At 72.5% G+C, this 25,632-nt stretch carries 22 protein-coding genes and 1 tRNA gene; 13 read left to right on the top strand and 10 right to left on the bottom strand.

Annotation, left to right across the window (positions count from 1 at the left end; genetic code table 11):
- Nucleotides 1-226 precede the first annotated feature (226 nt).
- On the top strand, nt 227-1,558 hold the full coding sequence (locus VM324_04690; protein ID HVL98571.1) for a hypothetical protein: 1,332 nt from the start codon (nt 227-229) through the stop codon (nt 1,556-1,558).
- Nucleotides 1,559-1,589: 31 nt separating this feature from the next.
- On the opposite strand, the gene VM324_04685 is transcribed toward VM324_04690, so the two are convergent.
- The 5 genes from VM324_04685 to dut all read right to left on the bottom strand — a co-directional run bounded on the left by VM324_04685 (nt 1,590) and on the right by dut (nt 4,945).
- The gene (locus VM324_04685) at nt 1,590-2,030 is read right to left on the bottom strand and encodes a hypothetical protein (protein HVL98570.1); all 441 of its coding nucleotides are present in this window, start codon (nt 2,028-2,030) and stop codon (nt 1,590-1,592) included.
- Nucleotides 2,027-2,944 (bottom strand): hypothetical protein, encoded by a 918-nt coding sequence (locus VM324_04680; GenBank protein ID HVL98569.1) that lies wholly within the window; start codon nt 2,942-2,944, stop codon nt 2,027-2,029. Before VM324_04680 ends, VM324_04685 begins: the two co-directional genes overlap by 4 nt.
- Nucleotides 2,945-2,966: 22 nt before the next feature.
- Nucleotides 2,967-3,590, bottom strand: coding sequence for a response regulator transcription factor (locus VM324_04675; GenBank protein HVL98568.1), 624 nt, complete (start codon nt 3,588-3,590; stop codon nt 2,967-2,969).
- Between the two features lie 259 nt (nt 3,591-3,849).
- Nucleotides 3,850-3,922: transfer RNA gene (locus VM324_04670), tRNA-Gly, on the bottom strand.
- 51 nt (nt 3,923-3,973) lie between these two features.
- Nucleotides 3,974-4,945 (bottom strand): dUTP diphosphatase, encoded by a 972-nt coding sequence (gene dut / locus VM324_04665; GenBank protein HVL98567.1) that lies wholly within the window; start codon nt 4,943-4,945, stop codon nt 3,974-3,976.
- A 93-nt stretch (nt 4,946-5,038) separates the two neighbouring features.
- On the opposite strand from dut, the gene VM324_04660 reads away from it, so the two are divergent.
- The gene (locus VM324_04660) at nt 5,039-5,605 is read left to right on the top strand and encodes a hypothetical protein (protein HVL98566.1); all 567 of its coding nucleotides are present in this window, start codon (nt 5,039-5,041) and stop codon (nt 5,603-5,605) included.
- Nucleotides 5,606-5,821: 216 nt separating this feature from the next.
- On the opposite strand, the gene VM324_04655 is transcribed toward VM324_04660, so the two are convergent.
- The 3 genes from VM324_04655 to VM324_04645 form a co-directional block, all read right to left on the bottom strand.
- Nucleotides 5,822-7,747, bottom strand: a complete 1,926-nt coding sequence (locus VM324_04655) for a 1-acyl-sn-glycerol-3-phosphate acyltransferase (GenBank protein HVL98565.1) — start codon at nt 7,745-7,747, stop codon at nt 5,822-5,824.
- 175 nt (nt 7,748-7,922) lie between these two features.
- Nucleotides 7,923-8,609 (bottom strand): response regulator transcription factor, encoded by a 687-nt coding sequence (locus VM324_04650; protein ID HVL98564.1) that lies wholly within the window; start codon nt 8,607-8,609, stop codon nt 7,923-7,925.
- Nucleotides 8,610-8,712: 103 nt separating this feature from the next.
- Entirely contained in the window at nt 8,713-9,870 is a 1,158-nt protein-coding gene (locus tag VM324_04645; protein ID HVL98563.1) for an ATP-binding protein, read from the bottom strand.
- 243 nt (nt 9,871-10,113) lie between these two features.
- On the opposite strand from VM324_04645, the gene VM324_04640 reads away from it, so the two are divergent.
- The 8 genes from VM324_04640 (at nt 10,114) to VM324_04605 (ending at nt 17,274) form a co-directional block, all read left to right on the top strand.
- Nucleotides 10,114-11,226, top strand: a complete 1,113-nt coding sequence (locus tag VM324_04640; protein ID HVL98562.1) for a cytochrome c oxidase subunit II — start codon at nt 10,114-10,116, stop codon at nt 11,224-11,226.
- A 58-nt stretch (nt 11,227-11,284) separates the two neighbouring features.
- Nucleotides 11,285-13,219 carry a cytochrome c oxidase subunit I gene (gene ctaD / locus VM324_04635; GenBank protein ID HVL98561.1) on the top strand — a complete coding sequence of 645 codons (1,935 nt, stop codon included), beginning with the start codon at nt 11,285-11,287 and terminating at the stop codon, nt 13,217-13,219.
- 2 nt (nt 13,220-13,221) lie between these two features.
- Nucleotides 13,222-13,842 (top strand): heme-copper oxidase subunit III, encoded by a 621-nt coding sequence (locus VM324_04630; GenBank protein ID HVL98560.1) that lies wholly within the window; start codon nt 13,222-13,224, stop codon nt 13,840-13,842.
- A 7-nt stretch (nt 13,843-13,849) separates the two neighbouring features.
- Nucleotides 13,850-14,158, top strand: a complete 309-nt coding sequence (locus tag VM324_04625) for a cytochrome C oxidase subunit IV family protein (GenBank protein HVL98559.1) — start codon at nt 13,850-13,852, stop codon at nt 14,156-14,158.
- A 2-nt stretch (nt 14,159-14,160) separates the two neighbouring features.
- Nucleotides 14,161-15,027, top strand: coding sequence for a cytochrome c oxidase assembly protein (locus tag VM324_04620; GenBank protein HVL98558.1), 867 nt, complete (start codon nt 14,161-14,163; stop codon nt 15,025-15,027).
- Nucleotides 15,024-15,659, top strand: coding sequence for a plastocyanin/azurin family copper-binding protein (locus tag VM324_04615; GenBank protein ID HVL98557.1), 636 nt, complete (start codon nt 15,024-15,026; stop codon nt 15,657-15,659). The genes VM324_04620 and VM324_04615 overlap by 4 nt, the downstream gene beginning before the upstream one ends.
- Nucleotides 15,656-16,612, top strand: coding sequence for a glucosyl-3-phosphoglycerate synthase (locus tag VM324_04610; protein ID HVL98556.1), 957 nt, complete (start codon nt 15,656-15,658; stop codon nt 16,610-16,612). The genes VM324_04615 and VM324_04610 overlap by 4 nt, the downstream gene beginning before the upstream one ends.
- 149 nt (nt 16,613-16,761) lie before the next feature.
- Nucleotides 16,762-17,274 carry a response regulator transcription factor gene (locus VM324_04605; protein ID HVL98555.1) on the top strand — a complete coding sequence of 171 codons (513 nt, stop codon included), beginning with the start codon at nt 16,762-16,764 and terminating at the stop codon, nt 17,272-17,274.
- A gap of 16 nt (nt 17,275-17,290) precedes the next feature.
- On the opposite strand, the gene VM324_04600 is transcribed toward VM324_04605, so the two are convergent.
- Nucleotides 17,291-19,033, bottom strand: coding sequence for a sugar phosphorylase (locus VM324_04600; GenBank protein ID HVL98554.1), 1,743 nt, complete (start codon nt 19,031-19,033; stop codon nt 17,291-17,293).
- A 63-nt stretch (nt 19,034-19,096) separates the two neighbouring features.
- On the opposite strand from VM324_04600, the gene VM324_04595 reads away from it, so the two are divergent.
- The 3 genes from VM324_04595 to VM324_04585 all read left to right on the top strand — a co-directional run bounded on the left by VM324_04595 (nt 19,097) and on the right by VM324_04585 (nt 20,806).
- Complete coding sequence (locus VM324_04595) at nt 19,097-19,258, top strand: hypothetical protein (GenBank protein HVL98553.1); 162 nt, start codon at nt 19,097-19,099, stop codon at nt 19,256-19,258.
- Entirely contained in the window at nt 19,231-19,419 is a 189-nt protein-coding gene (locus VM324_04590; protein ID HVL98552.1) for a hypothetical protein, read from the top strand. The genes VM324_04595 and VM324_04590 overlap by 28 nt, the downstream gene beginning before the upstream one ends.
- A gap of 100 nt (nt 19,420-19,519) precedes the next feature.
- Complete coding sequence (locus VM324_04585; GenBank protein ID HVL98551.1) at nt 19,520-20,806, top strand: citrate synthase; 1,287 nt, start codon at nt 19,520-19,522, stop codon at nt 20,804-20,806.
- A gap of 21 nt (nt 20,807-20,827) precedes the next feature.
- Here VM324_04585 and VM324_04580 read toward each other — a convergent pair whose 3' ends face one another.
- The gene (locus VM324_04580) at nt 20,828-25,606 is read right to left on the bottom strand and encodes an NAD-glutamate dehydrogenase (GenBank protein ID HVL98550.1); all 4,779 of its coding nucleotides are present in this window, start codon (nt 25,604-25,606) and stop codon (nt 20,828-20,830) included.
- Between the last annotated feature and the right edge of the window lie 26 nt (nt 25,607-25,632).

Here is a 25,632-nt window from a genome sequence, read left to right as displayed (position 1 = left end):
CGAGGCCCCCACGGCCTTCTTTCGTCACCCGCCATATGCTCGGATGGTCACCGGCATGCCCTTCAGCAGGCAGCAGCCGGGGCGCAACCTTTGGTGCACCCCTGCGCTTCCCCATCGGGCAGGGTCGGTCGTCAGCCAGGAGCCACCCGATGGGGCAGGACGTCTGCCCCGAGGCATACCCCTGCCCGCCCTCCGGCCGGCGGCCGTGGCTCCTACCCTCCAGCCCATGGGTGCAGCCGCGTCTCTTTCCCGTCCTACACTGACCGTCGACCCGGGTGGCGAGGCCACAGCCGAGCTCACCGTGCGCAACGTCGGCACGGTCGTCGACCAGTTCACCTTCGAGGTGCACGGCGAGGGCCGTGAGTGGCTCAGCGTCGAGCCGCCCAGCATCTCGCTGCTGCCGGCGGGGGAAGGCACCGTCACGCTGCGGGCCGCGCCGCCCCGCGCGCCGACCGTTGCGGCGGGCACCGTGCCCTTCGGCGTGCGGGTGGTATCCAGTGAGGACCCCCCCGGCTCGGTCGTCGAGGAGGGCACGCTCGAGATCGGCGCGTACACCGACCTGTCCGCGGAGCTGCTGCCCAGGACGTCGCGGGCACGCCGCAGCAGCGCCCACGAGGTGGCGGTCGACAACCGGGGCAACCGCCGGGTCAACGCGACGCTGGCAGCCCTCGACCCCGACGAGCTGCTCGGGTTCCGCGTCGATCCGCCGGGGTTCGTCGCCGAGCCGGGGACCGCATCATTCGCGAAGGTCCAGGTCGCTCCGCTCCGGCGCTTCTGGCGGGGTCAACCGAAGACGCATCCCTTCCAGGTGCTCGTGCAACCGGACGACGACGAGCCGATCGCCCTCGACGGCACCGTGCTGCAGGAGGCCGTCCTTCCCGCCTGGCTGCCGAAGGCCCTCCTCGCGGCCCTGCTGGTCGCCCTGGCGCTTCTCGCCTTGTGGCTCGTGGTCTTCCGTTCCGTTGTCGAGAACGCCGCCCGGGAAGCCGCCGAGGAGGCGGCCGAGGAAGCCCTGGCCGAGCAGACCGCTGCGGTCGAGAAGGCGCTCGCCGACGCCGCCGCCGCGCAGACGGCCGCCGACGAGGCGGCGGCCGCCGCGGACAGCGTGGCCAACGACCCCGAGGGCGCTGTGGCGAGTGCCGCGGAGGAGGCTGCGGAGCGCGCCATCGCCGCGCGCGGCGACCTCGGCGACCCGTTCGACTTCCGCCTCCCCGGCAGCGCCCGCACCGTCGCGGCCGGCGCGACGGACACGGAGGTCTTCGAGGTTCCCGAGGGCCAGACGTTGTCACTGACCGACATCGTCCTGCAGAACCCGGGAGGCGACCGCGGCCTGATGCGCGTCCAGCGCGGTGAGGAGGCCGTGCTCATCGAGGTCCGCATGGAGAACTTCCGTGACCTCGACTACCACTTCGTCTCCCCGGTCGTGTTCACCTCCGGTCAGCAGGTGGTGCTCTCGCTCAGCTGCGAGAACGAGGGCGGGCAGACGTGCAACGGTGGCGCCTACTTCAACGGGTTCAGCAAGTCGTCGGCCCCGCCCGCGGGCGAGCAGCCCGAGTAGTAGGTAGCGGGCTCCCGCGGCCTGGCCCGGGTCAGACAATCTCGAACGCCGAGGCCGGCGAGCGGAGCTTCCCCGTCCAGGCCGCCGGCGGCGCGCCGTCCCCTGACCACCGGTTGTCGTAGACAGCGGTCAGCTCGTAGGTGCCCGCGGCGTCGACGTGGAAGTAGTCGAGGAGATCCACCTGCTTGCCCACGAAGCAGTGGGGCGAGACGACGGTGAAGTCCTCGGCCATCGGCTGGCCGATGTTCACCCGCGCGGCGAAGGGCAGCACCTCCCCGGACGGCGCGTGCACCTCCAGCGCCACCTCTCCGGGGCCGGCCTCGCCGCTCACGGCGAAGCGCGCGTTCACGGTGACGGGCTCGTCGCCGTCGTTGAACAGCATGACGCGGATGGGCACCGTGTCGTCCTCGATCCGATAGCTCGCCTTTGGCGTGGCGACCTCCAGCCGCAGGCTCGTCGTCGGCTGCGTCACGGCGCTCCCACCGGCGCGCGCGCCGGGCTGAAGGGCAGCTGGACGTCGGCGCCGACGGCCCCCTGGGCGATCGCGTGGGCCGCCTCGTAGCGGTCGCCGAGCGCCCGGCGTCCCGCACGGTCCACGTTGACCCAGTGCTCGGCGTGCAGCCGCCGCCACGTCTCGCGCATCTGGCGGGGGTTGTTGAAGAGGCCCGTCGTCCGAGAGCTCTCGATCTCGTGCAGGTAGGCGTCGGCCTCCTGCCGCGCCTCCAGCCAGTCGTTGTGGCCCGAAGTCGGGCGGGTCTCGGCGTCGAAGGTGTGCTGGAACTGCTCCACGTGGCGGTACTCGTGGATGATGCTCGAGTACAGCCAGGGAAGCCCCTGCCCGAACGCCGTGCGACCGATCCGCACGCGTGTCGGGTTGGCGACGCGCCGCCCCTCGACGAGGCGGAACCGCGGGATGGTGGCTGCGCCCTCCTGGTTCAGGCCGGCGTCGTAGCGCATCCGCCCTCCACGCAGCAGGTTCCGGTCGATCACCCCCGTCTCGACGAGGTGGTCGACGATGATGGTGATCGCCTCCTGCCGGCGGTTGGCCGCCATCGCCTCCCGCGCCCGCGTGGCCACGTCGGCGGTCAGGCCGGGCGCCGCCGCATCGGCCACTCCCGCGGCGTCCTGCTCGGCGGGCTGCGCCCCGTCTGCCGCCGGGGCCTCCTGCCGCTGGATCGACGCGACGAGTCCGGCCACCGACGCGTTGCCGGACCGACCGTGCAGCGCCCGCAGCTGCTCCTGCAGCATCCCGTGCTGCCAGGCGGCAGGGGCTTGGGGGGCGCGAGAGAGCAAGCCGGGGACGAGCGGCGGCGAGCCGCCGTCGCGCTCACGCAGCGCTCGCTCCCCCCGTGGGCGCTCGAGCGCGGGTTGGTGCTTCGGGTCCATCGTCCCTCCTCACGCCGGACGGTCAGATGAGGCCCTGACGCAGCGCGTAGGCCACCGCGTGGGTGCGGTTGCGCAGGTTGAGACGCATCGTGATGTCGTGGATGACGTTCTTGATGGTGCGCTCGGAGTAGGCGAGCTCGCCGGCGATCTCGGCCGTGTCGAGACCGTCGGCCACGAGCCGCAGCACCTCCACCTCACGGGTGGTGAGGCCGGTGAACGTCAGGCCGCGGGGCGTGAGCACCTGCCGCTGGAGCTGCCCGACGGCCGACAGGAGGCGGCCGAGCAGGTCAGGGGGCAGGGTCCCGTCGCCGCGGGCCGCCCGCTGGATCGCCGCGGTGAGTGACTCCGGCGTCGCGTCGCGCCGCCGCAGCAGACCACTGGCGCCCGCCTCGACGGCGGCCAGCACGCCGGACTCGTCGAGTGCGGTGAGCACGAGCACGAGCCGGGGGCAGCCGTTGCGCTGCATGGCGCGAACGACGCGCAGGGTCTCCTCGTCGAGGTCCTCTGCCGCCACGACGCCGACGACCGCCTCGTCGACGTTTCCGCCTTCCACGACCTGCACCTCGGGCCGGCCCCGCAGGCCCCCGACGATGCCGGTCTCGGTCACCGCATCGTGCGCGTACACAAAAACAGGGATCTTCTCCATCAATTGCCCCCTCCGCCAGTTGACGGTGGAAGATGCCGCCCCTTCCGCGAGCGCGGTCTCCCACCGATCCGAGGCGGGTCCCGCCGTTGTCAGACCCGCCCTTTCGGCGTCAGAGTGTCAGATGGGACTTGTCGGACACTTGACGGTGCCTAAACACGCAGGTGACCGGCCCAAAGATCGCGCGGGAGGGGCAGCCCAGACGGGCAACCCGGAGGGGTGACGAGGGTGGGGGCCAGTGACGCGGCCCCGGTGTGGTGAGAGCGGACGACGGGATTCGAACCCGCGACCTCCACCTTGGCAAGGTGGCGCGCTACCAACTGCGCCACGTCCGCGCGTCATCTCATCCTGCCGCACACCGCCGTGCCCTGCAACCAGCACGACGATCAGGGACCCGTCGAACCGAAGCCGCGCGCGCCGCGGGCCGACGGCGGCAGCTCGGCGACTTCCGTGACCGTCACCGTCTCCACACGCTGCACGACGAGCTGGGCGATGCGCTCGCCGCGCGCGAGCGCGACGGGCTCGTGCCGGTCGAGGTTCACGAGGATGACCTGCACCTCTCCCCGGTAGCCGGCGTCGATGGTGCCCGGGGCGTTCACGAGGGCCACCCCGGCGCGGGCGGCGAGGCCCGACCGGGGGTGCACGAGGCCGACGCAGCCCGCGGGCACGGCGACGGCGACGCCGGTCGGCACGACCGCCCGCTCGCCGGGCGCCAGGCTGACGGCGGCGCGGGCACGCAGGTCGAGGCCGGCGTCGCCGGGGTGGGCGTAGCCGGGCAGGGGCAGGTCGGGGTCGAGGCGGCGCACCCGGAGCGTGGCACCGGTGTCCGCCTGCGCTGCGGCGGCGCGAAGCGCCTTGGACATGACGAGCTCCTCTCGGTCGTCGCCCTCGCGGACGCGGATGCGTCCCGGCAGGCGTGCGTCCAGGCGGAAGCCGTGCGCGAGGTAGAACCCCTCGAGCCCGGTGCCGCCCCGGACGGTGAGCACGAGCCGGTCGAGGCCGCGGTCGAGCGCCGCGTCCTCGAGCTCGGCGAGCATCGCCGTCCCCACGCCGCGCCCGCCCCGATCGGGATGGCGTTGGAGGCGCTTGACCGACGCCCAGTGGCCGTACAGCAACCAGTCGTTCGTCGCGAGGAAGCCGAACCCGACGGGGGCGTCGCCGTCGTAGGCGACGACGAGGTCGTCCGCGCCCGCCCGCACGCGCGCGAAGGCGGTCTCGGCCACCGGCCACACGTCGTCGGGATGGACCGGCGGCACGAACCCGACAGCGCCTCCGGCGTTCGACACGGCGGCCCAGACCTCAACGAGCGCCGCCGCGAGGGGGCGGTCGAGCGGGGGGTTTCGTCGGATCTGCGCCACTGCGGGGACCCTCGGCAGGTGTGTGAACCGGCGTGTCAGGGCAGCACTGTAGCGACCGTCGGCCGCAGGCAGACTCGACTTCAGGAGACATGGATGCGATCCCTCACCCCCCGGGTCTGGGAGCGGCACTTCACCGCTCTTCGCCCGTACGTGCTGGAGGAGTTCCCCCAGGTCGACCCCGAGAGCGTCGAGATGGTCGGCGACGACTTCTCCGACCTCGTCGAGGCGATCCAGGCTGCCACCGGCCTGTCCGCCCCGCTCGTCCGCCAACGCCTGGAGAAGCTCGACGTCGACGAGATCGACCTCGGGAGCGACGGGTCCGACGCCGACGAGGCGGACGCGGGCAGCGCGTCCATCGACCAGCTGCGTCTCGGGGACGGCTTCTCCGCCGCCGAGCGCGACCGGATCGTGAGCCGCCTCGAGAAGCTCAACCGTCGCCTGCGAAAGTTCCCCGCCGACGGCACCGACCTGCTCCTGACCGTTAAGGAGCGCGAGACGAACTCGCAGAAGGTGACCCTCGAGTGCGGCCTGCCCCACTTCCCCCCGTTCGTCGCCACGTCGCACGAGTCCGACCTGCAGGCGGCGCTGCTCGAGGTGCGCGAGGACCTGTGGCGCCAGATCGACGATGCCGTGAACAAGCGCAAAGAGGGCGTGTCATGACCGCCAGGAGGGTCTGCTGATGGGCGCCACGCTGCGCTACGCCAAGATCGTCGACCGCGAGAGCTTTCAGCGCAGTGGCGCTCAGGTCCGTCCCGGCCTCGACTCGGCGGTCCGCCTGACGGCGCCCGGGCCCGCCCCGGCCGCGCCGTTCTACGTCCTGCGGGCGTGGGACGACGTGAACAGCGGGTTCACGGAGACCTGGCGGATCGTCGAGCCCTACGGGCGCACCGTCCGGGAGGGGGTCGCTCGGGAGGTGCTCGCCGAGCACGACGATCTCGCGGACGAGATCGACGACCAGACCTTCGAGTACGCCGACGACGGGTACCAGCTCGTCCTCGAGGTCGACGGCCGGGAGGTGGCCCGCGTCGACTTCCCCGTCGAGGAGCCTCCCGAGGAGCCGGCTGGGTCGCCGACGTAGCGCAGCCCCGTGGTGGCGGCTAGCTCACGCATGAAGGCCTCCGACACCGCCGACGGATCCGCTCCCGCGGGCACGTGCCGCGGCGGCCCGAGCACGATGCGCACCGTGGGCCGCCGCCAGGGTCGCCAGGCCCGCAGACGCGGCCCGGCCGCGGCACGGCCGTCAACCGCACGGGCGGGGTCGCTGCCGGGCGCCCCGTAGAGGATCCCCATGACGACGACGGGCACGCCGGCCTCGGCGGCCATGCGCGCCGCACCGGTCCGGGGCCGGCCGAGCACGTCGTCCGTCACGCCGCCCGTGGGAGCGAGCCACACGAGGCCCCCCCTTCGCAGGTGCGCGACGGCGGCCCCCGTCGCGCCGGCGCCGGCGCCGCGCACGATGGTGCCCGTGAGGGCGAACCCGGCCCGCGCGAGGAGGTGGCGCTGCGGCTTGGCCACCGGCCGCACCCGGCGGTCGAGCCACACCGCGAGCGGCCCGTCGAGGGCGCTGGGGTGGTTCGCGACGACGACGGCGCCGCCGGCCGGCAGGGCTCCGTGGACCCGGATGCGGCACGCACGGCCGAGCACCGGCCGCGCGACCGCCCGGAAGAGGTGCGCGGGCAGGGCGAGGCCGTCCACCCGTGCGGCGTACCAGCCCGCACCGACCGCGGCGAGTGCCGCCATGGTGCCGGCCACGGCCGCCGGCCCGCCGACGGTGTACACGGCCGGGGCGACGAGCAGCGCACCGAGCGTGCCGACCTTGATCGCCGCGAACGCGGCGGCGAACTCCTCCGGTGCGCGGGCGGTCTCCTGCAGCCGCGCCTGCGTCGCCACGTAGGCGATCCCCGCGCCCGCTCCGAGCCCGACCACGCCGCCGGCGGCGGGAAGGCCCGCCCCGAGCAGGGCCACCGCGCCGCCGCAGGCCACCAGCAGGCCGGTCGTCGCGGTCACGCCCCGCTGTGCCGCCAGCCCCCCGGCGACGGCGCCCGCGGCGAGCAGGGCCAGCAGGCGACCCTTCCCGGCCCCCAGCGTGGCCGCGGCCATGGCGTCGGCTACCGAGAACAGCAGGACGATCGGCACGACCCCGATCACCGCTGCGGTGACGACCGCGCGCAGCGGGCCGGGACGACGCACGGCGGCGAGACCGGCCACAGCCGACACCCGCTCCCCCGAGCCGGCGGACAGCCCGTCGAGCTCACGGGTGCGGCCCATCACGGCCGCGGTGGCGAGGTAGCACCCGGCGCCCACGGCGAACGGCGCGGCGGGGTGCACCCGCAGCAGCAGGGCGGCGAGCAGGCCGCCGACGGGCAGCAGGCCGTAGCCGAGGCCTCCCGTTGCCGCGTTCAGCGCGGGGAAGGCGGCGGGCTCGACGCCGGCGGAGATGGCCGCCTCGCGGGTCGCGGACCCGAGCGCGCCGGCCAGCTCGAGCGCGGCGAGGGCGACGAGCAGGCCGGTCAGGCTCGGCGCGACCCCGAGCAGCAGCACCGCGCCGGCCCGCACGACGTCCGCGGCGACGAGGGTGCGCCGCAGGCCCGCCACGCCCGCGTAGGGGGCGACGAGCGGACCGACGACGACCGCCGGCAGCACGCGGGCGCTGGCGACGAGGGCGACGGCGAACACCGACCCGCCCGTGAGGCCCGCGACGACCGCCACGAGCCCGCTGAACACGAGCCAGTCGGCCAGTGCGGACAGGCCCGCGCCGGCCAGGATGCGGCGGCACAGCCGGTGGTTGGCGAGCTGGCGCATGGAGAAGCCTCCCGACGGGGGCCGCGGGTGCGGCCGTCGGCTCACTGTCGCCCGCGGTGCTTCCCGCGCGCCTCGGGGATCACCCTGATCCTCGGCTCGGGGTGACCTGATCGCCTCCGCCGGCGAGGTGGGGGGTAACCCGCCACCCGCCCGGCGGCCGTCTCCCCGGCGCGGGTCAGCGGATGTTGTGCTCGGCCGCCCAGCGCGAGAGCTGGTGGCGGTTCGGCAGCTGGAGCTTGCGCAGCACCGCGGACACGTGCGTCTCCACCGTCTTCACGGAGATGAACAGCTGCTCGGCGATCTCCCGGTAGGTGTAGCCGCGAGCGACGTGCTGGAGGACCTCGCGCTCCCGGCGGGTGAGCGTCGCGAGGTCGTCGTCGACCTGGGCTACCGGGATCGCGGCGAACGCGTCGAGGACGTAGCCGGCGAGCTGGGGGCTGAAGACGGCGTCGCCCGAAGCCACCCGCCGGATGCCGTCGACGAGCTCGTCGGCGGAGACCGTCTTCGTCACGTACCCGCGCGCGCCGGCACGGACGAGGCCGATGACGTCCTCAGGGCTGTCCGAGGCGGACAGGGCGAGGAAGCGCGCGTCGCTGCCCGCCGCCCTGACGCCCTCGATTACCGCACGGCCCCCGGTCTGGTCGCCACCGGCCCAGGGGGTGCCCCCACCGGCACCCGGCACCGTCGGCAGGTGCACGTCGAGCAGCACCACGTCCGGGGCGTGCGCGACGATGCCCGCCACCGCCGCGGGCACGTCGGCGGCCTCACCGCAGATCCAGACGCGGTCGGCGATCTCGCTGCGGATGCCCGCGCGGAACAGGGCGTGGTCGTCGACGAGGAAGACCTTGGCGCGCTCGCGCATGCCGCTCATGATCGCAGGTCGGTGTTCTCGGCGCGCGGTGCCGCGACCGACCGCCGCACCCTTGACGCATAGGCGGCGTCGCCCTCGCTCACCGCTCGGCGGTTCACGAGCCCGGAATCGGCAGGCGCAGGCGGACCTCCGTGCCCTGTCCGGGGGCGGAGCGCACGCTCGCCTCGCCGCCGTGACGGCGGACCCGGCCGACGATCGACTCGGCGATGCCCCGGCGGTCGGGTGCCACCCCGTCGGTGTCGAAGCCGGCGCCACGGTCCCGGACGAAGACCTCGAAGCCGCCGGGGCCGGCCTCCGCGTAGAGCGAGACGCGGTCGACGCCGGCGTGCTTGGCGGCGTTGACGAGTGCCTCGCGCGCCGCGGCCACGAGCGCTGCCAGCGGCGTGTCGAGGGCGGCGTCACCGACGGTCACGACGTCGACCGTCACGTGGTGGGCCGCCTCCACCTCCGCCGCCGCGACGCGCACCGCGTCGCCGAAGCGCCGGCCGTCGGGGGCCGCGGCGCCGGCCAGCCAGCCGCGGAGCTCGCGCTCGCAGCTGCGGGCGAGCGCGGTCACACCGGCGGGGTCGTCACTCGCCCGCTGGATGAGCGCGAGTGTCTGGAGGACCGAGTCGTGAAGGTGCGCCGCCGTCTCGGCACGCTCCTGCGAGCGGACACGTTCGGCCCGCTCGACGGCCAGCGTCGCCTCGGCAGCCCGGCGCTCCGCGTCCTGGCGCCGCAGCACGTCGGCTCCCCAGGCGACGAGTCCCGCCCCGGCGAGGTAGAGGATCACCGAGCCGAGCGCCTCGGGAAGCGCGGGCGCGCCCTCGGCGGCGAGCCTGCCGACTGCCGCGACGGCGAGCACGGCCCCGACCGGCAGACCTCCTGCCAGTCCCCGCATGGTCGCCGCGAGGAGCACCGAGGAGAACGGGTAGCCGCCGTAGAAGGCCGCCGCTCCCGCCCCCGCCACCGACGGGGCCAGGATCGTCGCGACCGCCACCGTCGCGTCGGCGGCCAACCACGCGGGCGAGGCGAGCGCCGCGGGCCGGCGGGCGGCGACGAGGCCCGTCAACGCCGACCAGCCCGCCACGAGCACGATCGTCGCGCCGGTCACGAGCGGGTCGGCCGTCACCGTGCTCACACCCGGGACGGCCGCGGTCAACGCGAGCAGCGTGAGCCACACGGCGCCCACGGCGCGGTAGCCGACGGCGAGCCGCCGCAGGGCCACCTCGATGCGGGAGCCCGTGGTCCCCCTGTCCGGGGTGCTGTCCATGGCCGAACGGTAACCCCGCCGCGCGCCCGGCCGCCTCCGCGTGAGGCGGGTCGCCGGTGTATTTCGTGTCGGAGCCCCGCTCATGCCACACTACCGCCCCAGCGGCTCGCGCCGTCCCCTCGAGCCGTCCGACCGGCCGGCCGAACGACCAAGGAAGTGCGGAGCAGGATGCGCGCAGCCTCCCGTCACGTCGGTGGCCCTGCTCGACGCTGCGGAGCACACGCTGCGGAACACGGAGGAGAGATGAGGGCTCGACGCCCCCTTCCGGGCTGGGGGCTGCTGCTCGGTGCCGCCCTGCTGCTCGGCGGGTGCGCCATCGGCGGTGACACGCCCGGGGAGCTCCCACAGAACGCACTCGACCCCGCCGGTCCCATCGCCCGGTTCCAGGACGGGCTGTGGAACCTCGTGTTCCCCATCGCGGTGGCGGTCTTCGTGCTCGTCCAGGGGCTCATCCTCGTCGCCGTCATCCGCTTCCGCGACCGTGGCCAGGACCAGCCGCCGCGCCAGGTGGCCGGCAACACCCGCCTGGAGCTCATCTGGACGGCCATCCCCGCGCTCATCCTCGCGGTCATCGCCGTCCCCACCGTCGGCGGCATCTTCGCCCTCGCCGAGGACCCGGGCGAGGAGGCCCTCGCCGTGCGGGTCATCGGCAAGCAGTTCTGGTGGGAGTTCGAGTACCTCGGCGAGGAGGGCCGGGGGGTCGTCACGGCCAACGAGCTCCACATCCCCGTGGACCGGGCGGTGCGCCTGCAGATGGAGGCGCTGCATCCCGGCATTCCCGACACGTTCGACCAGGCCGACCCCGACGGGTCGCGCAGCGCCCAGTCCCTCGCCGGCGTGGCCCACAGCTTCTGGGTCCCGCGGTTGGCCGGCAAGCAGGACGTCATCCCCGGCTACGAGCGGATCATGCGCATCGAGGCTGAGGAACCGGGCCAGCGCTACTCTGGCCAATGTGCGGAGTTCTGTGGGTTGGCCCACGCCGAGATGCGCTTCCAGGTGGTCACCCATACCGTCGAGGACTTCACGACCTGGCTCGACGAGCAGGCGCAGCCGGCGGACACCGACCTGCAGGGCCTCGCGGCGGAGGGCCAGGAGCTGTTCGGCGTTCACTGCGTCGCCTGCCACGTCATCGACGGCCACCCGCAGAACGCCGGCGTCCGCGTCGGGCCCGACCTCACCCACTTCGCCACCCGCGAGATCTTCGGCGGGGGCATCTTCGAGAACGACGACCCCGAGCAGGTCGGCGCGTGGATCCGCAACCCGCCGGGGGTCAAGCCCGGTGCGCAGATGCCCAACCTCGGCCTCGCCGACGACCAGGTCGAGGCGCTCGTCGAGTACCTGCAGACCCTCCAGTGACACGGTGCAACGGGAGACCTGCCATGACCATCGAGCAGCGCAGCGGTAGGGGGCAGCGGTGACGGCGACCGCGGAGCGGCCGGCTACGGGGCAAAGCGCCTTCCGCCGGCCGAAGGCGACGACCGGCCCGTCGAGCTGGTTCACGACGATCGACCACAAGAAGATCGGGATCCTCTACTTCGTCACCGCCTTCCTGTTCTTCCTCCTCGGTGGCGTGGAGGCCCTCCTGATCCGGGTGCAGCTTGCGAGCCCCGACGCGGCGTTCCTCACCCGCGACCAGTACAACCAGCTCTTCACGACGCACGGCCTCACGATGATCTTCTTCGGGGTCATGCCGCTGTCGGCCGCGTTCTTCAACTATCTCCTGCCGCTCATGATCGGCGCCCGCGACGTCGCGTTCCCCCGGCTGAACGCGCTGTCGTACTGGATCTTCCTGTTCGCGGGCATCTTCATGTTCTCCAGCATCTTCCTCGGTGGTCTGCCGGACGGCGGGTGGTTCGGCTACGCCCCCCTGTCCATCCTCGGCGGTGACCCGCTCGGGGAGACGTTGGGCTTCTCGAGCGAACTCAACTTCCGCATGCTCTTCTACTCACTCGGCCTGCAGATCGCCGGCATCGCGTCGCTGGCGAGCGCGGTCAACTTCATCGTCACCATCCTCAACCTGCGCGCTCCCGGCATGACGCTCATGCGCATGCCGGTGTTCGTGTGGATGACGTTCGTGACGAGCGTCCTCATGCTGTTCGCCATGCCGATCATCGGTGTCGCCCTCTGGCAGCTGATGTTCGACATCCGGTTCGCCTCGAACTTCTTCAACCCCGCGCAGGGCGGCGACCCGGTCCTCTGGCAGCACATGTTCTGGCTCTTCGGCCATCCCGAGGTCTACATCCTCATCCTGCCCGCCTTCGGGATCGTCAGCGAGATCCTGCCGGTGTTCAGCCGCAAGCCGCTGTTCGGCTACACGGCGATCGTCTTCTCCGGCATCGCCATCGGCTTCATGGGCTGGGGGGTATGGGCGCACCACATGTTCGCCGTCGGTCTCGGGCCGGTCGCCAACGCCGCGTTCGCCCTGTCGACGATGTTCATCGCGGTGCCGACGGGCATCAAGATCTTCAACTGGATCGCCACACTGTGGGGCGGCCAGATCCGCTTCACCACACCGATGCTGTTCGCCATCGGCCTCGTCGCCATGTTCACCATCGGCGGGCTGTCGGGCGTCACGCACGCGATCGTGCCGCACAACTACCAGCAGACCGACACCTACTACATCGTCGCCCACTTCCACTACGTGCTGTTCGGCGGCGCGGTGTTCGGGCTCATGGCCGGCTTCTACTACTGGTTCCCGAAGGTCAAGGGCCGGCTCATGAACGACAGGCTCGGCAAGCTTCACTTCTGGCTCATGCTCATCGGCTTCAACGTGACCTTCGGTCCGATGCACATCCTCGGCCTCCAGGGCATGCCCCGCCGCGTGGCGACCTACCCCGACGGCATGGGATGGAACTTCTGGAACCTCGTGGAGACCATCGGGGCCTTCGTCATCGCCCTGGGCTTCGTCGTCTTCATCGTCAACGTCCTGAAGAGCCGCAAGAACGGTCGCCCGGCGGGCAACGACCCGTGGGACGCCCGGACCCTGGAGTGGACGACGACCTCCCCGCCGCCGCCGCACAACTTCGACGTCGTCCCGCAGGTGAGCGCGCGCGACGAGCTGTGGAACCGCAAGTACGCCGTCGGTGAGCCCGGCCGCCAGCCGATGCGGGTGCCTTCAGGAGGCGCGGCCGACTCCCCCGCCGCGGCGGACGCGCACGACGCCGGCGCCGGCGACGCGCACGGCGTCCACATGCCCGACCCCTCGTACTACCCGCTCGTGGCGTCGATCGGCGTCCCGATCATGGCCTACGGCGTGATCTTCTCCCCCATCCTCATCGGTCTCGGGGGCCTCATCACCATCGGCGGACTGTTCGCCTGGGCACTCGAGCCGAGCGTGGAGGAGCACTAGCAGTGGCGGAAGCAGCGGCAGCGATCCAGCCGGCCGAGCGGGGCGACGACGGCCACCACACCAGCCTCGGTCTGTCGAACGAGAAGATGGGGATGTGGACGCTCATCGCGTCCGAGTGCCTGTTCTTCGGCGCGCTCATCTCCACCTACCTCATCTACCTCGACGAGCTCGCCGACGGCCCGGGGCCCGGGGAGATCTTCGACATCCCCTTCACCTCGGTGTCGACGTTCATCCTCCTCATGTCCTCCCTCGGCATGGTGCTCGCGCTCGCGGCGATACAGGCCGGCGACATGCGCCGCTTCCGCATCTGGACCCTCGCCACGGCCGCCATGGGCTCCACGTTCCTCGCAGGGCAGATCTACGAGTTCACGTTCTTCGTCGAGGAGGGGTTCGGGCTGACGACCAGCGCGTTCTCCTCGTCGTTCTTCGTGCTCACGGGCTTCCACGGCGTCCACGTGGCCGTCGGGATCCTCATGCTGCTCGGCATGTGGGGCGCGTCGTTCCTCGGACGCCTGACCCCCGCGCACGACGGCACAGTGGAGAACATCGGCCTCTACTGGCACTTCGTCGACATCGTGTGGATCGTCCTGTTCACCGTCGTCTACCTCATCCCCGCGGAGTAGCGCCCCCATGGCAGAGTCCGAGCACGGCTGGCACCCGGGTGTCACCGAGTACGTCCAGATCGGCGTCATCCTCGCGGTCCTGACCGCGATCGAGGTGGCCCTCTACTTCGCCCCCGTCATCCGGCAGGTGACGGTCCCCGCCCTGCTCTTCCTCACCGCCCTGAAGTTCGTCCTCGTCGTCGCCTGGTTCATGCACCTGCGCTTCGACCACCGCCTGTTCCGGCGGGTGTTCCTCGTCGGCCTGGCGCTCGCGACGACGGTCTTCGGGATCGTCATCGCGACGATGTTCCTCGGCACCCCAATGGTGCAGGCCTGACGATGCCCGAGGCGGTCCTGTCCTGGGAGCCCCACCCCGACGCCTGGCTCCTCGTCGTCGCGCTCGTCGGGGGCTACCTCTACGCGCTGTCCGCGTGGGGGCCGAAGCTCGCGCCAGGGCGCCGCCCCGCGAGCCGCAACCAACGGGTCTGCTTCGTCTCCGGCGTGGCGCTGCTGTGGGTGGCGGCGGACTGGCCCATCCACCACGTCGCCGAGAGCTACCTGTTCAGCGTCCACATGCTGCAGCACATGATCTTCCTGTACGCCGTCCCGGCGCTGCTCATCCTCGGCACCCCCGGGTGGCTTCTGCGGCGCCTGCTGCGGCCCGCGGCCGTGTTCGCCGTGGCGCGGGTCCTCACCCGCCCCCTCGTCGCCCTCGTCGCCGTGAACGCGTTCATAGCGGCGACCCACTGGCCGGTCATCGTCAACGCCTCCGTGCAGAGCGCCCCACTGCACTTCACCCTGCACGCCATGACCATCGGGCTCGGCGTCCTGCTGTGGTGGCCGGTGCTCTCCCCGCTGCCCGAGCTGCCGCACCTGTCCTACCCCGGACGCATGACCTACCTGTTCGCGCACTCGATCGTGCCGACGGTGCCCGCGTCGTTCCTCACCTTCTCCGAGGGGGCCCTGTACCGGGCGTACGCCGAGGCGCCCCGCCTGTGGGACTTCATGACCGTCGTGCAGGACCAGCAGATCGCGGGCCTGCTCATGAAGATCGGCGGCGGCCTCATCCTGTGGGGGACGATCGCCGTGCTCTTCTTCCGCTGGGCGAGCGAGAGCGAGTCCGGTGGGCCCGACGCGCTCTACTGGCGTGACCTCGAAGGCGACATCGAGGCCGTGAACCTTCAGCCGACGACGAGGACCGAATGAACCAGGACTTCCGCGAGCGGGTGTTCGTTCCGTTCATGCTGCCGTTGGCGGTGCTCGCCGGCTTCGGCATCTTCGCCTTCAGCCTGTCCCGGGTGCTCCTCGCCGTTCCCGAGATGTCCGCGGTGTTCATCGCCCTGCTCGTCGCCGCCTATGTGCTCGTGCTCGCCGCGTTCGTGGCGGCGCGCCCGCACCTGCCCGCTCGGGCCCTCGGCGTCGGCCTCGTCGTCGGCATGGTCGGCGTCACCGCGGCCGGCGCCGCCGGCGCCGCCGCAGGCATCCGGCCCATCCACCACGAAGAGGAGGCGGCCGCCGAGGGAGAGGGTGGTGAGGGGGAGGGCGCCGAGGGCGAGGCCTTCCCCGAGGACGCCCTCGTCTTCGTCGCCATCGACATCGACTTCTCCGAGGCGCCGGCGACCGCCCCCGCCGGCGAGCTCACCATCGCGATCGACAACAAGGGCGGAGCGCCGCACGACGTCACGTTCGAGGAAGCCGGCGACGAGACGGTCGTGGAGGCACCCGGCGGGGAGTCCGCTACCGGCACGATCGAGCTCGAGCCCGGGACCTACACCTACTACTGCAGCGTCCCCGGGCACCGGCAGGCGGGCATGGAGGGCACGCTCGAGGTGCAATGACGGTCGGTGACAGCACGGGAACCTGGTTCGCCGCGCGGACGTTCGCGAGCGACCAGTTCTCCGTCGCCGACCTTACCCGTCGCAAGCAGGCCAGCGGCACCACCGTGAGCGTCGTCCTGCCCGCCCGCAACGAGGCGGAGACCATCGGCGCGATGGTGGCGGCGGTGGCGACCCTCGCGGGCGCCCTCGTCGACGAGCTTGTCGTTGTCGACGGCGGCTCGACCGACGGCACGCCCGAGGTGGCTGCCGAAGCGGGGGCGCGGGTGCACCACGACAGCGCGATCCTGCCCCAGTACGGTCCGGCATGCGGCAAAGGCGACGCGCTGTGGCGGAGCCTGTCGGTGACCTCCGGCGACATCGTCGCCTACGTCGACGCCGACATCCGCAACCCCGACCCCCGCTTCGTGTGGGGACTGCTCGGTCCCCTGCTCTGCGAGCCCGGCGTGCAGCTCGTGAAGGGCTTCTACGACCGGCCGCTCACCGTGGGCGACCTACGCGACCGAGCCGGCGGCGGGCGGGTCACCGAGCTCCTCGCCCGCCCCCTCCTCAACCTATTCTGGCCCGCTCTCGCCGGTCTCGTCCAGCCCCTCGCCGGCGAATACGCCGGCCGGCGGCAGCTGCTCGAGGCGTTGCCCTTCTTCACCGGCTACGGGGTCGAGCTGGGACTGCTCGTCGACACGCTGGCGCATGCCGGGCGTGATGCCATCGCGCAGGTCGACCTCGGCGTGCGGGTCCACAACAACCAGCCTTTGGCCGACCTGTCCGTGATGGCCTACGCCATCGCCAAGGTCGCCGTCCGCCGCCTGTGCGACGAGCAGCGCGCGACGCTCGCCGAAGCGCTCCCCCGCACCTACACGCAGTTCGGCCGTACCGACGAGGGGCGCGTGAGCGAGATGCGCACGGAGGTCGCGATCGTCGAGCGGCCGCCCCTGCGCTCGCTCGACCGGCCCTGACGCCCGTCCCCGGAGCGGGCGAAAAGGAATTTCTCTACAGGACCCGGCGCGAACGTCCGAGCAGAAGAGCAGTGCGCTGCGGCCGGTGGGAAAGGGCACCGGCCGTAGCGCACCGAAGCTCCGGCCCGCAACGACAAGCGTGGGAGATCATGCCGCACACCCTCACCGCCCGCGACGGCGCCAGCACCGGTGGGCAGACGCGCGTCGTCATCGTCGAGGACCATCACGCGATCCGCGCCGCGCTCGTGATGCTGCTCGACAGCTGCCCGGACATCACCGTCGTCGGTGAGGCGCCGTCGGTCGGCCAGGCCTGCGCGGTCATCGCGGCGCAAGACCCCCACCTCGTCCTGCTCGACCTCCGCCTCGGCGGGCAGGACGGCCTCGACGTGGCCAGGCGCCTCCGGGCCTCGGGGTCCAGGACGCCGGTCCTCGTCCTCAGCGCCTCCGACGGCGCGCTCGACCTCCGCGAGGCGCTCGACGCGGGCGCCGACGGCTTCCTCAGCAAGAGCGTGCCCTCACGCGTGCTGCTCGACGGGGTCCGGCGGGCGGCCGCCGGTGAGACGGTCATCGGCGAGGAGCTCGCCTTCGCGCTGCGTGCGCGCGCGGCCGATCCCGCACCGTCGGCGCCCCGCCGCCTCCTCGGCGCCGCACGCGTCCTCTAGCGCGCACCCGGCGCCGTCAGGCGTGCCGGCGCAGCCAGCGCACGGCATAGGGGGGCAGCTCGACGCGCAGTGCGCCACCGGCGCCGCTGCGGTAGCCCCTCCCGGTGACGAGATCGGTGTAGACCCCGCCGGCCTGCGCGACGGTGCACGTCTGGAGCCGCCCCGTCACGCTGTGGAGGCAGAGCACCGTCGAGGAGCCGTCCGGGGCGCTGCGTTCGAGGGCGAAGACGCCAGGTGGTGTCGGTACGACGCGCTGCGCGCCGGTGGGGTGGAACGCGGGCTCGGCGGTGCGGACACGGATCCGCTGCCGGAACTGACCGAACACCAGTGCACGCAAGCTCGTCTCGTCGGCGAGCTCCGCCTCGAGCAGAGCCCGATCGAACTTGCGGCGGTTGATGGTGCGCAGGCGTCCTGTCTGCTTCACGCCCTCGTGCCAGTTGCGGCTGCCGAGCAGCGCCTGCACGTAGATGCCGGGAACCCCCGCGAGCGCCAGCAGGATGGACTGGGCCGAGAGGAAGCGGTCGACCTGCACCGGCGCGGGCTCGGCGGAGTCGACCTCCGTCAGGGCGTCGAAGTAGACGGTGTTGAGCTCGTAGGGGCTCATGCCGCCGTCAGCGTCGGCCTTGTAGGACACGCCTCCGCCGTGAGCCGTCGCGAGGTCGCACAGCTGGGCGATCTCCGCGGGGGTGAGAAGCCCCTCGGCGGGCCGTACCCCCACCCCGTCATGGGAGCCGAGGAAGTTGAAGAAGGCCGTCGTGTCCGAGGGCGTGGACAGGCCGGCCGCCCACTCCTGCAACGTCGTCGTGTCCGCAAGGTGGAAGGCCGACAGCACGAGCGGGGCGAGAGGGAACTGGTAGACGAGGTGCGCCTCGTCCCCGCCGTCGCCGAAGTAGCTGACGTTCTCCGCGTGGGGCACGTTCGTCTCGGTGATGAGCAGGGTGCCCGGGGCGACCGCGTCCAGGACGCTGCGCCACAGCCGGATCACCTCATGGGTCTCGGGCAGGTGGATGCAGGACGAGCCGAGCCGCTTCCACAGGTACGCGACGGCGTCGAGGCGTAGGATCTGCGCCCCGTTCGCCACGTAGGTGAGCAGCACCTCGGTGACGGTGAGCAGGACGTCGGGGTTCGCGTAGTTGAGGTCTATCTGGTCGGGGCTGAAGGTGGTCCACACGTGGCGGAGGCCGCCGGCGGACTCGTACGGGGTGAGCACCGGCTGCGGACGAGGTCGCGTCACCGCCGAGAGGTCCGTGGCCGGATCCACCTCGATGAACCAGCCCTCGTGGTCGTCGCCCGACCGCCACCGGGTGAACCACGAGTTCTGCGAGGAGACGTGGTTGACGACGGCGTCGACCATGAGCCGCACGTCGGCGGCGAGGGCACGGACGTCGTCCCAGGACCCGACCGCCGGGTCGACCTGGAGGTAGTCGACGACGGCGAACCCGTCGTCGGAGGTCCACGGGTAGAAGGGCAGCAGGTGCACGCCCGTGACCGTGCCCGCGAGGTGGTCGGCGAAGAAGCTTCGCAGCGTCTGCAGGGGCGGCCGGCCCGCTTCGTGCAGCTGGTCGGCATAGGTGATGACGACGACGTCGGTCTCGTCGAACAGGGGACGGGCCGGCGCCTGCCGCCCTGGGAGGAACCGCTCGCACAGCGCCACGAGCCGGTCCGCGGCCTCGGCCGCCTCCGCGGGCCCGTACAACCGGTCGAGGTGCGCGCGCAGCCGTGCCACAATCGCGGGAGCGAGCGTCGGCTTCATCGGCATGGCGGCCGTGGAGCCCGGGGTACAACCCGCAGGCGTCGTGCAGTGCGAGGAGGAGCAACCGTCATGCCGGGTTTCATCTTGCTCACCATCATCATCGTCATCGTGGTGCTGGTGGCCAAGTCCATCCACGACGCCCGCCAGGGCGAGCACCCCTCGACCCCCGCACCGCCGCCCGCGACGAGGCGCCGGCCTGCGCGGTGGGGGGCGGGGCGGCCAAGCCGATAGACGAGGAGGGCCTCGCCGAGCACGTCGCGAAGCTCCGCGACGCGATCGGGGCGGGCCTCGTCACGACCGACGAGGCTGTGGCGAGCATCTGCCGCTTCACGAACGGCGTCCTGTCGGAGGAAGCTGCGCGGGAGCTGCTCCGCCGGCAGGGCGCGGCCTGACCGCCCGCCGGTTCGATCACGGGCGACCCCCCACGAGGGGAGAGCCGGGAGGTCGGCGGGTAGGCTCGTGGCACCAGTCGGCGAGCCTCGAGGATGGGTCATGAGCGATCACGCACGCATCGAGCTTGACGGCCAGACGTACGAGGCCCCGCTGATCGTGGGGACCGAAGACGAGCGCGCCTTCGACATCACCAAGCTCCGTGCCAGCACCCGCTACATCACGTACGACCCCGCCTACGCCAACACGGGGTCGGTCAAGAGCTCGATCACCTACATCGACGGCGAGGCGGGGATCCTGCGCTACCGCGGCTATCCGCTCGAGCAGATGGCGCAGCACTCCACGTTCCTCGAGACCGCCTACCTCCTCATCTACGGCGAGCTGCCGAAGCGGGAACAGCTCGACGCCTTCAGCACGAACATCACCCGCCACACCCTCCTCCGCGAGGACATGCGTCGCTTCTTCGACGCCTTCCCCACGGACGCTCACCCGATGGCGATCCTCGCCTCCGCCGTCTGTGCGCTGTCGACGTTCTACCAGGACCACTACAACCCCTCGAACCCGCAGGACGTCGAGATCTCGATCTACCGCCTGATGGCCAAGCTGCCGACCGTCGCGGCGTGGGCGTACAAGACCTCGATCGGCATGCCCTACATCTACCCGAGCAACGACCTCGGCTTCGCCGAGAACTTCCTCCACATGATGTTCGCCGTGCCGGCCGAGCCCTACCAGGTCGACCCGGAGGTCGCCCGGGCGCTCACCCTACTGTTCATCCTCCATGCCGACCACGAGCAGAACTGCTCCGCCTCCACGGTGCGGATGGTCGGGTCGAGCCACCTCAACCTGTTCGGCTCCATCTCCGCGGGCATCACCGCCCTGTGGGGGCCCCTCCACGGGGGCGCGAACCAGGACGTCGTCGAGACGCTGCTCGCCATCCAGGCCTCCGACGACGACGTCGACACGTTCATCCGTCGGGCCAAGGACCGCGACGACCCCTTCCGTCTGCCGGGGTTCGGCCACCGGGTCTACAAGAACTACGACCCCCGGGCCAAGATCATCAAAGCGACCGCCGATCGCGTCATCGCGAAGCTCGTGGGTGACGACCCGCTCTTCGAGATCGCCCGCACGCTCGAGGAGACCGCCCTGTCCGACGACTACTTCGTCGAGCGCAAGCTCTATCCCAACGTCGACTTCTACTCGGGGCTGATCTACCGGGCGATGGGCCTGCCGCTCAACATGTTCCCGGTGATGTTCGCCATCGGGCGGGTCCCGGGTTGGATCGCTCAGTGGCGGGAGATGACGAAGGACCCCGACACCCGGATCAACCGGCCACGTCAGATCTACACCGGTCCGAGCGAGCGCGACTACGTGCCCATGGACCAGCGCTGACGCGCTGACGCGCGGGCCGGGTCAGGCGAGGAGCTCGCGAAGGGCCCGGACGGCCACCGCCACCCCGTCGAGTCCTGCCTCGGGTTCGCGCCGGAGGCGCGCGAGGATGTCGTCGACGCGTGCGCGCGCCGGGCCGCGTGCGGCCAGCAGCCGCCTGACGCTGCCCGGCGCACCGGTCCCGGGCGCTTCGCGCAGGGCCCGGTCAGCGGCGAGCATACGGAGGTCGCGCAGCTCGTCGGTGAGGCCCCGGGCCTGCCAGCGCTCCCAGTGCGTCTCCACCGGGAGGTCGCGCAGCCGGGCGTGGAGCACCTCGAGGGGCAGGAGCTCGGACACGGCGAGGAAGACCTCGGCCACCTCGAGCACCGACCGGCCGCTGTCGCGCGCGACCGCGGCGACGTCGGGCACGAACGTGAGCTGGGATGCGGTCACGATCCGGCTGGCGAGCCCCTCGTCGACGCCGAGGTCGGCGTAGCGGTCGACCCGTCGACGCAGGGCGGCACGGCGCGTGGGTGACCCGAGCTGCACGGCGCCCCCTGCGAGCTCGAGGAAGGCCGCACGGTCACGGGCGACCGCGTCGGCAAGCGCGGGAAGGTCCGCCTGACCGAGGTAGCGGCGGGTGAGCGCGTCGACGAGCCCGCCGGCCTCGGCGGCCAGCTCGAGCTGCAGTGCGGGGGCCACCGCGGCGTCGAGCTCGTCGACGCCGCGCCAGTGCGCGTCCGCGCCGGCCACCTCGCGTGCCGCCCAGAACGCCGCAGCCACCTCGTGCGCCGCGCAACCCCGCTCGTGGCGGGTCCGGCTGACGTAGGTGATGCCCATGCGGTTCACGATCTCGCTCGCCACGACGGTGGCGACGAGCTCGCGGCGCAGCCGATGGTCGCCGACGAGGTCGGGCAGGCGCTCGGCGACCTGCGTGGGGAAGTACCCGACGAGCGCCGGCGCGAGCGGCGGCCAGTCCGGCAGGTCCGAGGCGAGGAGCCGGCCGGCGAGGTCGATCTTCGCGTAGGCGAGCAGGACCGCGAGCTCCGGGCGTGTGAGGCCGGCCCCCGCCTTGCGCCGGCGCTCCATCTCACCGCTCGACGGCAGCGCCTCCACCGCCCGATCCAGGCGCCCCGGTCGCCGGCCGTCGGTCTCCTCCTCGGCGAGCTCGGTCATGAGGTGCTCGTAGGCGGCCATGGCCTGCTGGCTGGTGGCCACCTCGCGGCTGACGGCCCAGGTCTGCAGGTCGACGTCGCGGAGGACCCCGGCGGCGACCTCGTCGGTCATCGCGGCGAGGAGGCGGTCGCGCTCCCCGGGTGGCAGGCGGGCGCGCTCGACGGCCGTCCCGAGCAGGATCTTGAGGTTGACCTCGCGGTCGGACGTCGCGACCCCGCCCGCGTTGTCGATGGCGTCGGTGTTGCAGCGCCCTCCCCGGCGCGCGTACGCGATGCGGGCCCGCTGCGTGAGCGCAAGGTTGCCGCCCTCGCCGACCACGCGCGCGCCGAGGACGTCGGCGTCCACGCGGACCGCGTCGTTGGCCCGGTCCCCGACGTCGGCGTGGCTCTCTCGCGACGACTTCACGAACGTCCCGATCCCCCCGGCGAACAGCAGGTCCACCGGTGCGGTGAGCAGCGCCCGGATGAGCTCGGGAGGGCTGAGGGCCGGTTCGTCGACCCGCAGCAGCCGGCGGACCTCCTCGGACAGCGGCACCGACTTCGTCTCACGCGACCACACGCCACCGCCACGGCTGATCACCGAGGTGTCGTAGTCGGCCCACGACGAGCCCGCGAGGGCGAACAAGCGCCGCCGTTCGCGGTAGCTGGCCGCAGGGTCGGGGTCCGGGTCGAGGAAGACGTGGCGATGGTCGAAGGCGGCGACGAGCCGCACCGCCGCGCTCTGCAGCAGGCCGTTGCCGAAGACGTCGCCGGACATGTCGCCGATGCCGACGACGGTCACGGGCTCGCTCTGCACGTCGATGTCGAGCTCGCGGAAGTGGCGCTGCACGGCCAGCCACGCACCCCGCGCGGTGATGCCCATCGCCTTGTGGTCGTACCCGGTCGAGCCGCCGGACGCGAACGCGTCGCCGAGCCAGAAGCCGTACTCGGCGCTGATCGCGTTCGCGGTGTCGGAGAAGGTCGCGGTCCCACGGTCTGCCGCGACGACGAGGTAGGGGTCGTCGCCGTCGTGGCGGCGGACGGCCGTGGGCGCGACGCACTCGCCCGCGACGATGTTGTCGGTGACGTCGAGCAGTCCGCGTATGAAATGGCCGTACAGGCGGTGCACCTCCGGCTTCACCCCAGCGGCCTCCGCCGGCGGCCGCTTCAGCACGAAGCCCCCCTTCGCGCCCGTGGGCACGATCACCGCGTTCTTCACCATCTGCGCCTTCATGAGGCCGAGGACCTCGGTCCGCACGTCCTCCTGCCGGTCGCTCCAGCGGATGCCTCCCCGGGCGACCGGGCCGCCCCGCAGGTGCACCCCCTCCATGCCGGGGTCGTACACGAAGACCTCCGCGGCGGGCACCGGCTTCGGCATGCCGGCCACCATGGCGCTGTCCACCTTCAGCGCGAGGCACGTGCGGTCGGGCCGGTAGCGGTTCGTGCGCAGGGTGGCCTCGACCATGCCGAGGTAGTCGCGCAGGATGCGGTCGAAGTCGAGCCGCTCCACGGCGTCGCAGCCCGCGAGCACCCGCGCGCGTGCCTCGTCGGCGAGGTGCGGGCTGCTTCCGAGGTCCGGTTCGAAGCGCGCGGCGAACAGCTCCACGAGCGCACGTGCCACCTCGGGATGGGCGACGAGCGCGTCGGACTGGTAGGCCTCGGTGAACGTCGTGCCGACCTGCCTCCGGTAGCGGCGGTAGGCGCGGAGCACCGCGACGTCGTCCCACGACAGGCCGGCGTGGAGCACGAGCCGGTTGAGCGAGTCCGCCTCGGCCCGCCCGTCCCACACCGCGCCGGCCGCGTCGGCCAGCCGGGCCCCGTCCCGGTCGGGGTCCACGGCCACGCCCGCGCCGGCCCGCACGCCGAAGTCGTGAAGGGTGACCTCGCCGGCGTGGCGGGTGGCGATCCGGTGAGGGACCTCCTCGACGACGGTCAGGCCCAGGCTCTCGAGGATCGGCAGGAACGTCGAGAGCTCCACGCCGCCGCCCGACTTGTAGAGCAGGAAGCGCAGGGTGCGGTCCCCCGCTCCGGCGGGCGCCTCGCGCAGCGCCATCCGCACGTCGGTGAGCCGCTCGAGCTCGGCGATGTCGGCGACCGCCTCGGTGACGGGGTTGATGTCGGTGTAGCCGGGGGGGAACACCCCGGCGTACGCGGCCGACAGGCGCCGGCCACGCTCGGCGCCGTGGACCCGCTCGAGGGCCGCCGCGAGGTCGTCCTCCCAGCTGCGGGTCACCTCGAGGACCTCCCCCTCGAGCTCGTCGACGGCGACCGCCGGGGGGGACCCGTCGGTGTGGACGAGGAAGTGCAGCAGCGCCTGGTCGCTTTCGGTGATCGACAGGTGGTAGTCGATGGCCGTGGCCCCGAACGCGTCGCTCAGTAGCCGCTGGATGCGCTTGCGGATCCTCGCGCTGAACCGGTCCCGCGGCAGGATGACGAGCACCGAGGCGCTTGCCCGGTCGATACGGCACAGCAGCCGCACGTCCTGGCGGCTCTGCGCGTCGAGCAGCTCCATGAGGTTGGCGTGCAGCTGTGCGACGTCCGCCTGGAACAGCTCGTGCTTCGGCATGGCCTCGAAGAGGCTGCGCAGGGCGCGCTCCTCGTAGGAGTGCTCGACGATGTCCTCCCACTCGATGATCGTGCGGAGCTTGCGCCGGAGGACGGGAAGGCTGCTCGGCGCCTCGCCGAAGGCCTTCTGCGCGAACAAGCCGAGGAAGCGGTACTCGCCTGCGAGCGCGCCCTCCCCGCTGACCTTCTTCACCCCGACCCCAATCATCCGCTCCCGCCGGTGCACGGTGCTGACGTGGTCGGTGCGGGTGACGACGAGGAGGTCGCCGCCCTCCAGCCGCGCCCTCACCTCGGGCGGGGCCCCCGCCAGCGCGACGGGCACCGCGAAGCGCGACGACCCCTCGTCGGCGAGGATCCCGAGGCCTGAGCCGGCGCGGGTCACCACCGCGGGCTGACCGCCGGCCTCGACGAGGTCGTACTCCCGCGCGCCGAGCAGCACGAAGTGGTCGTCGAGGAGCCAGTCGAGCAGGGCGATCGTCTCGTCGACCTCCTCGGCGGTGTAGCGGGACCCGGCGCTCGCGCGGGTGGCGAACGCCGCCTCGTCCACCTGGGCCCGCATCGCCGGGTGGTCCCGCGTCGCCCGAAGGGTGTCCTCGAGGAGCGCCCGCAGCCCCCGTGCGAGCTCGCCGAGCTCGGCGTCGGGAAGCCCGCGGTGCACCTCGACACGGATCCACGACTCCCGGTTGCCCGCGTCACGGGCGGGACCCACGGCCGTGACGGTGCCGGCCTCGTCGCGCTCGACGCCGACGATGGGGTGCACGACATCGACCGGCTCCAGGCCACGGTGGGCGAGCTCCTCGCTGATCGTCGACAGCAGGAACGGGACGTCCTCCACGTTCACCTCGACCACCGTGCGCCCCCCGTCGGGGTTGGTGACCCGCAGCGACAGGGCCCCCGGCGCGCGGCCGTCGAGGAAGTCGAGGCCGGCCTCCAGGCGGTCGACGAGCAGGTCGGCGTCGCGCTCGACGGTTCGCGCGGGCAGGCCACGCCGGTAGGCCGCCCGCGCCAGCGCCGCGACCAGCTCGGCGCGCCGTGGCTCGAGCCGCTGCCCGATGCGCCGCAGCAGCGGCGGCAGCGCGTCGGCCGCCACGTCCAGATCGCTCACAACCTTCAGCCTCGCACACCGCCACG

It is taken from the genome of Egibacteraceae bacterium, assembly GCA_035540635.1.
In the GTDB taxonomy this organism is placed as follows: domain Bacteria; phylum Actinomycetota; class Nitriliruptoria; order Euzebyales; family Egibacteraceae; genus DATLGH01.
Note: the sequence above shows the minus strand (reverse complement) of the source record. Positions and strands in the feature narration are given on the sequence as shown.

Coding starts and splice junctions, on each gene's coding strand:
- VM324_04690 (HVL98571.1), top strand. CDS start 227: ATGGGTGCAGCCGCGTCTCTTTCCCGTCCTACACTGACCGTCGACCCG.
- VM324_04680 (HVL98569.1), bottom strand. CDS start 2,944: ATGGACCCGAAGCACCAACCCGCGCTCGAGCGCCCACGGGGGGAGCGA.
- VM324_04675 (HVL98568.1), bottom strand. CDS start 3,590: ATGGAGAAGATCCCTGTTTTTGTGTACGCGCACGATGCGGTGACCGAG.
- VM324_04660 (HVL98566.1), top strand. CDS start 5,039: ATGCGATCCCTCACCCCCCGGGTCTGGGAGCGGCACTTCACCGCTCTT.
- VM324_04655 (HVL98565.1), bottom strand. CDS start 7,747: ATGCGCCAGCTCGCCAACCACCGGCTGTGCCGCCGCATCCTGGCCGGC.
- VM324_04650 (HVL98564.1), bottom strand. CDS start 8,609: ATGCGCGAGCGCGCCAAGGTCTTCCTCGTCGACGACCACGCCCTGTTC.
- VM324_04645 (HVL98563.1), bottom strand. CDS start 9,870: ATGGACAGCACCCCGGACAGGGGGACCACGGGCTCCCGCATCGAGGTG.
- VM324_04640 (HVL98562.1), top strand. CDS start 10,114: ATGAGGGCTCGACGCCCCCTTCCGGGCTGGGGGCTGCTGCTCGGTGCC.
- VM324_04625 (HVL98559.1), top strand. CDS start 13,850: ATGGCAGAGTCCGAGCACGGCTGGCACCCGGGTGTCACCGAGTACGTC.
- VM324_04620 (HVL98558.1), top strand. CDS start 14,161: ATGCCCGAGGCGGTCCTGTCCTGGGAGCCCCACCCCGACGCCTGGCTC.
- VM324_04615 (HVL98557.1), top strand. CDS start 15,024: ATGAACCAGGACTTCCGCGAGCGGGTGTTCGTTCCGTTCATGCTGCCG.
- VM324_04610 (HVL98556.1), top strand. CDS start 15,656: ATGACGGTCGGTGACAGCACGGGAACCTGGTTCGCCGCGCGGACGTTC.
- VM324_04605 (HVL98555.1), top strand. CDS start 16,762: ATGCCGCACACCCTCACCGCCCGCGACGGCGCCAGCACCGGTGGGCAG.
- VM324_04600 (HVL98554.1), bottom strand. CDS start 19,033: ATGCCGATGAAGCCGACGCTCGCTCCCGCGATTGTGGCACGGCTGCGC.
- VM324_04595 (HVL98553.1), top strand. CDS start 19,097: ATGCCGGGTTTCATCTTGCTCACCATCATCATCGTCATCGTGGTGCTG.
- VM324_04585 (HVL98551.1), top strand. CDS start 19,520: ATGAGCGATCACGCACGCATCGAGCTTGACGGCCAGACGTACGAGGCC.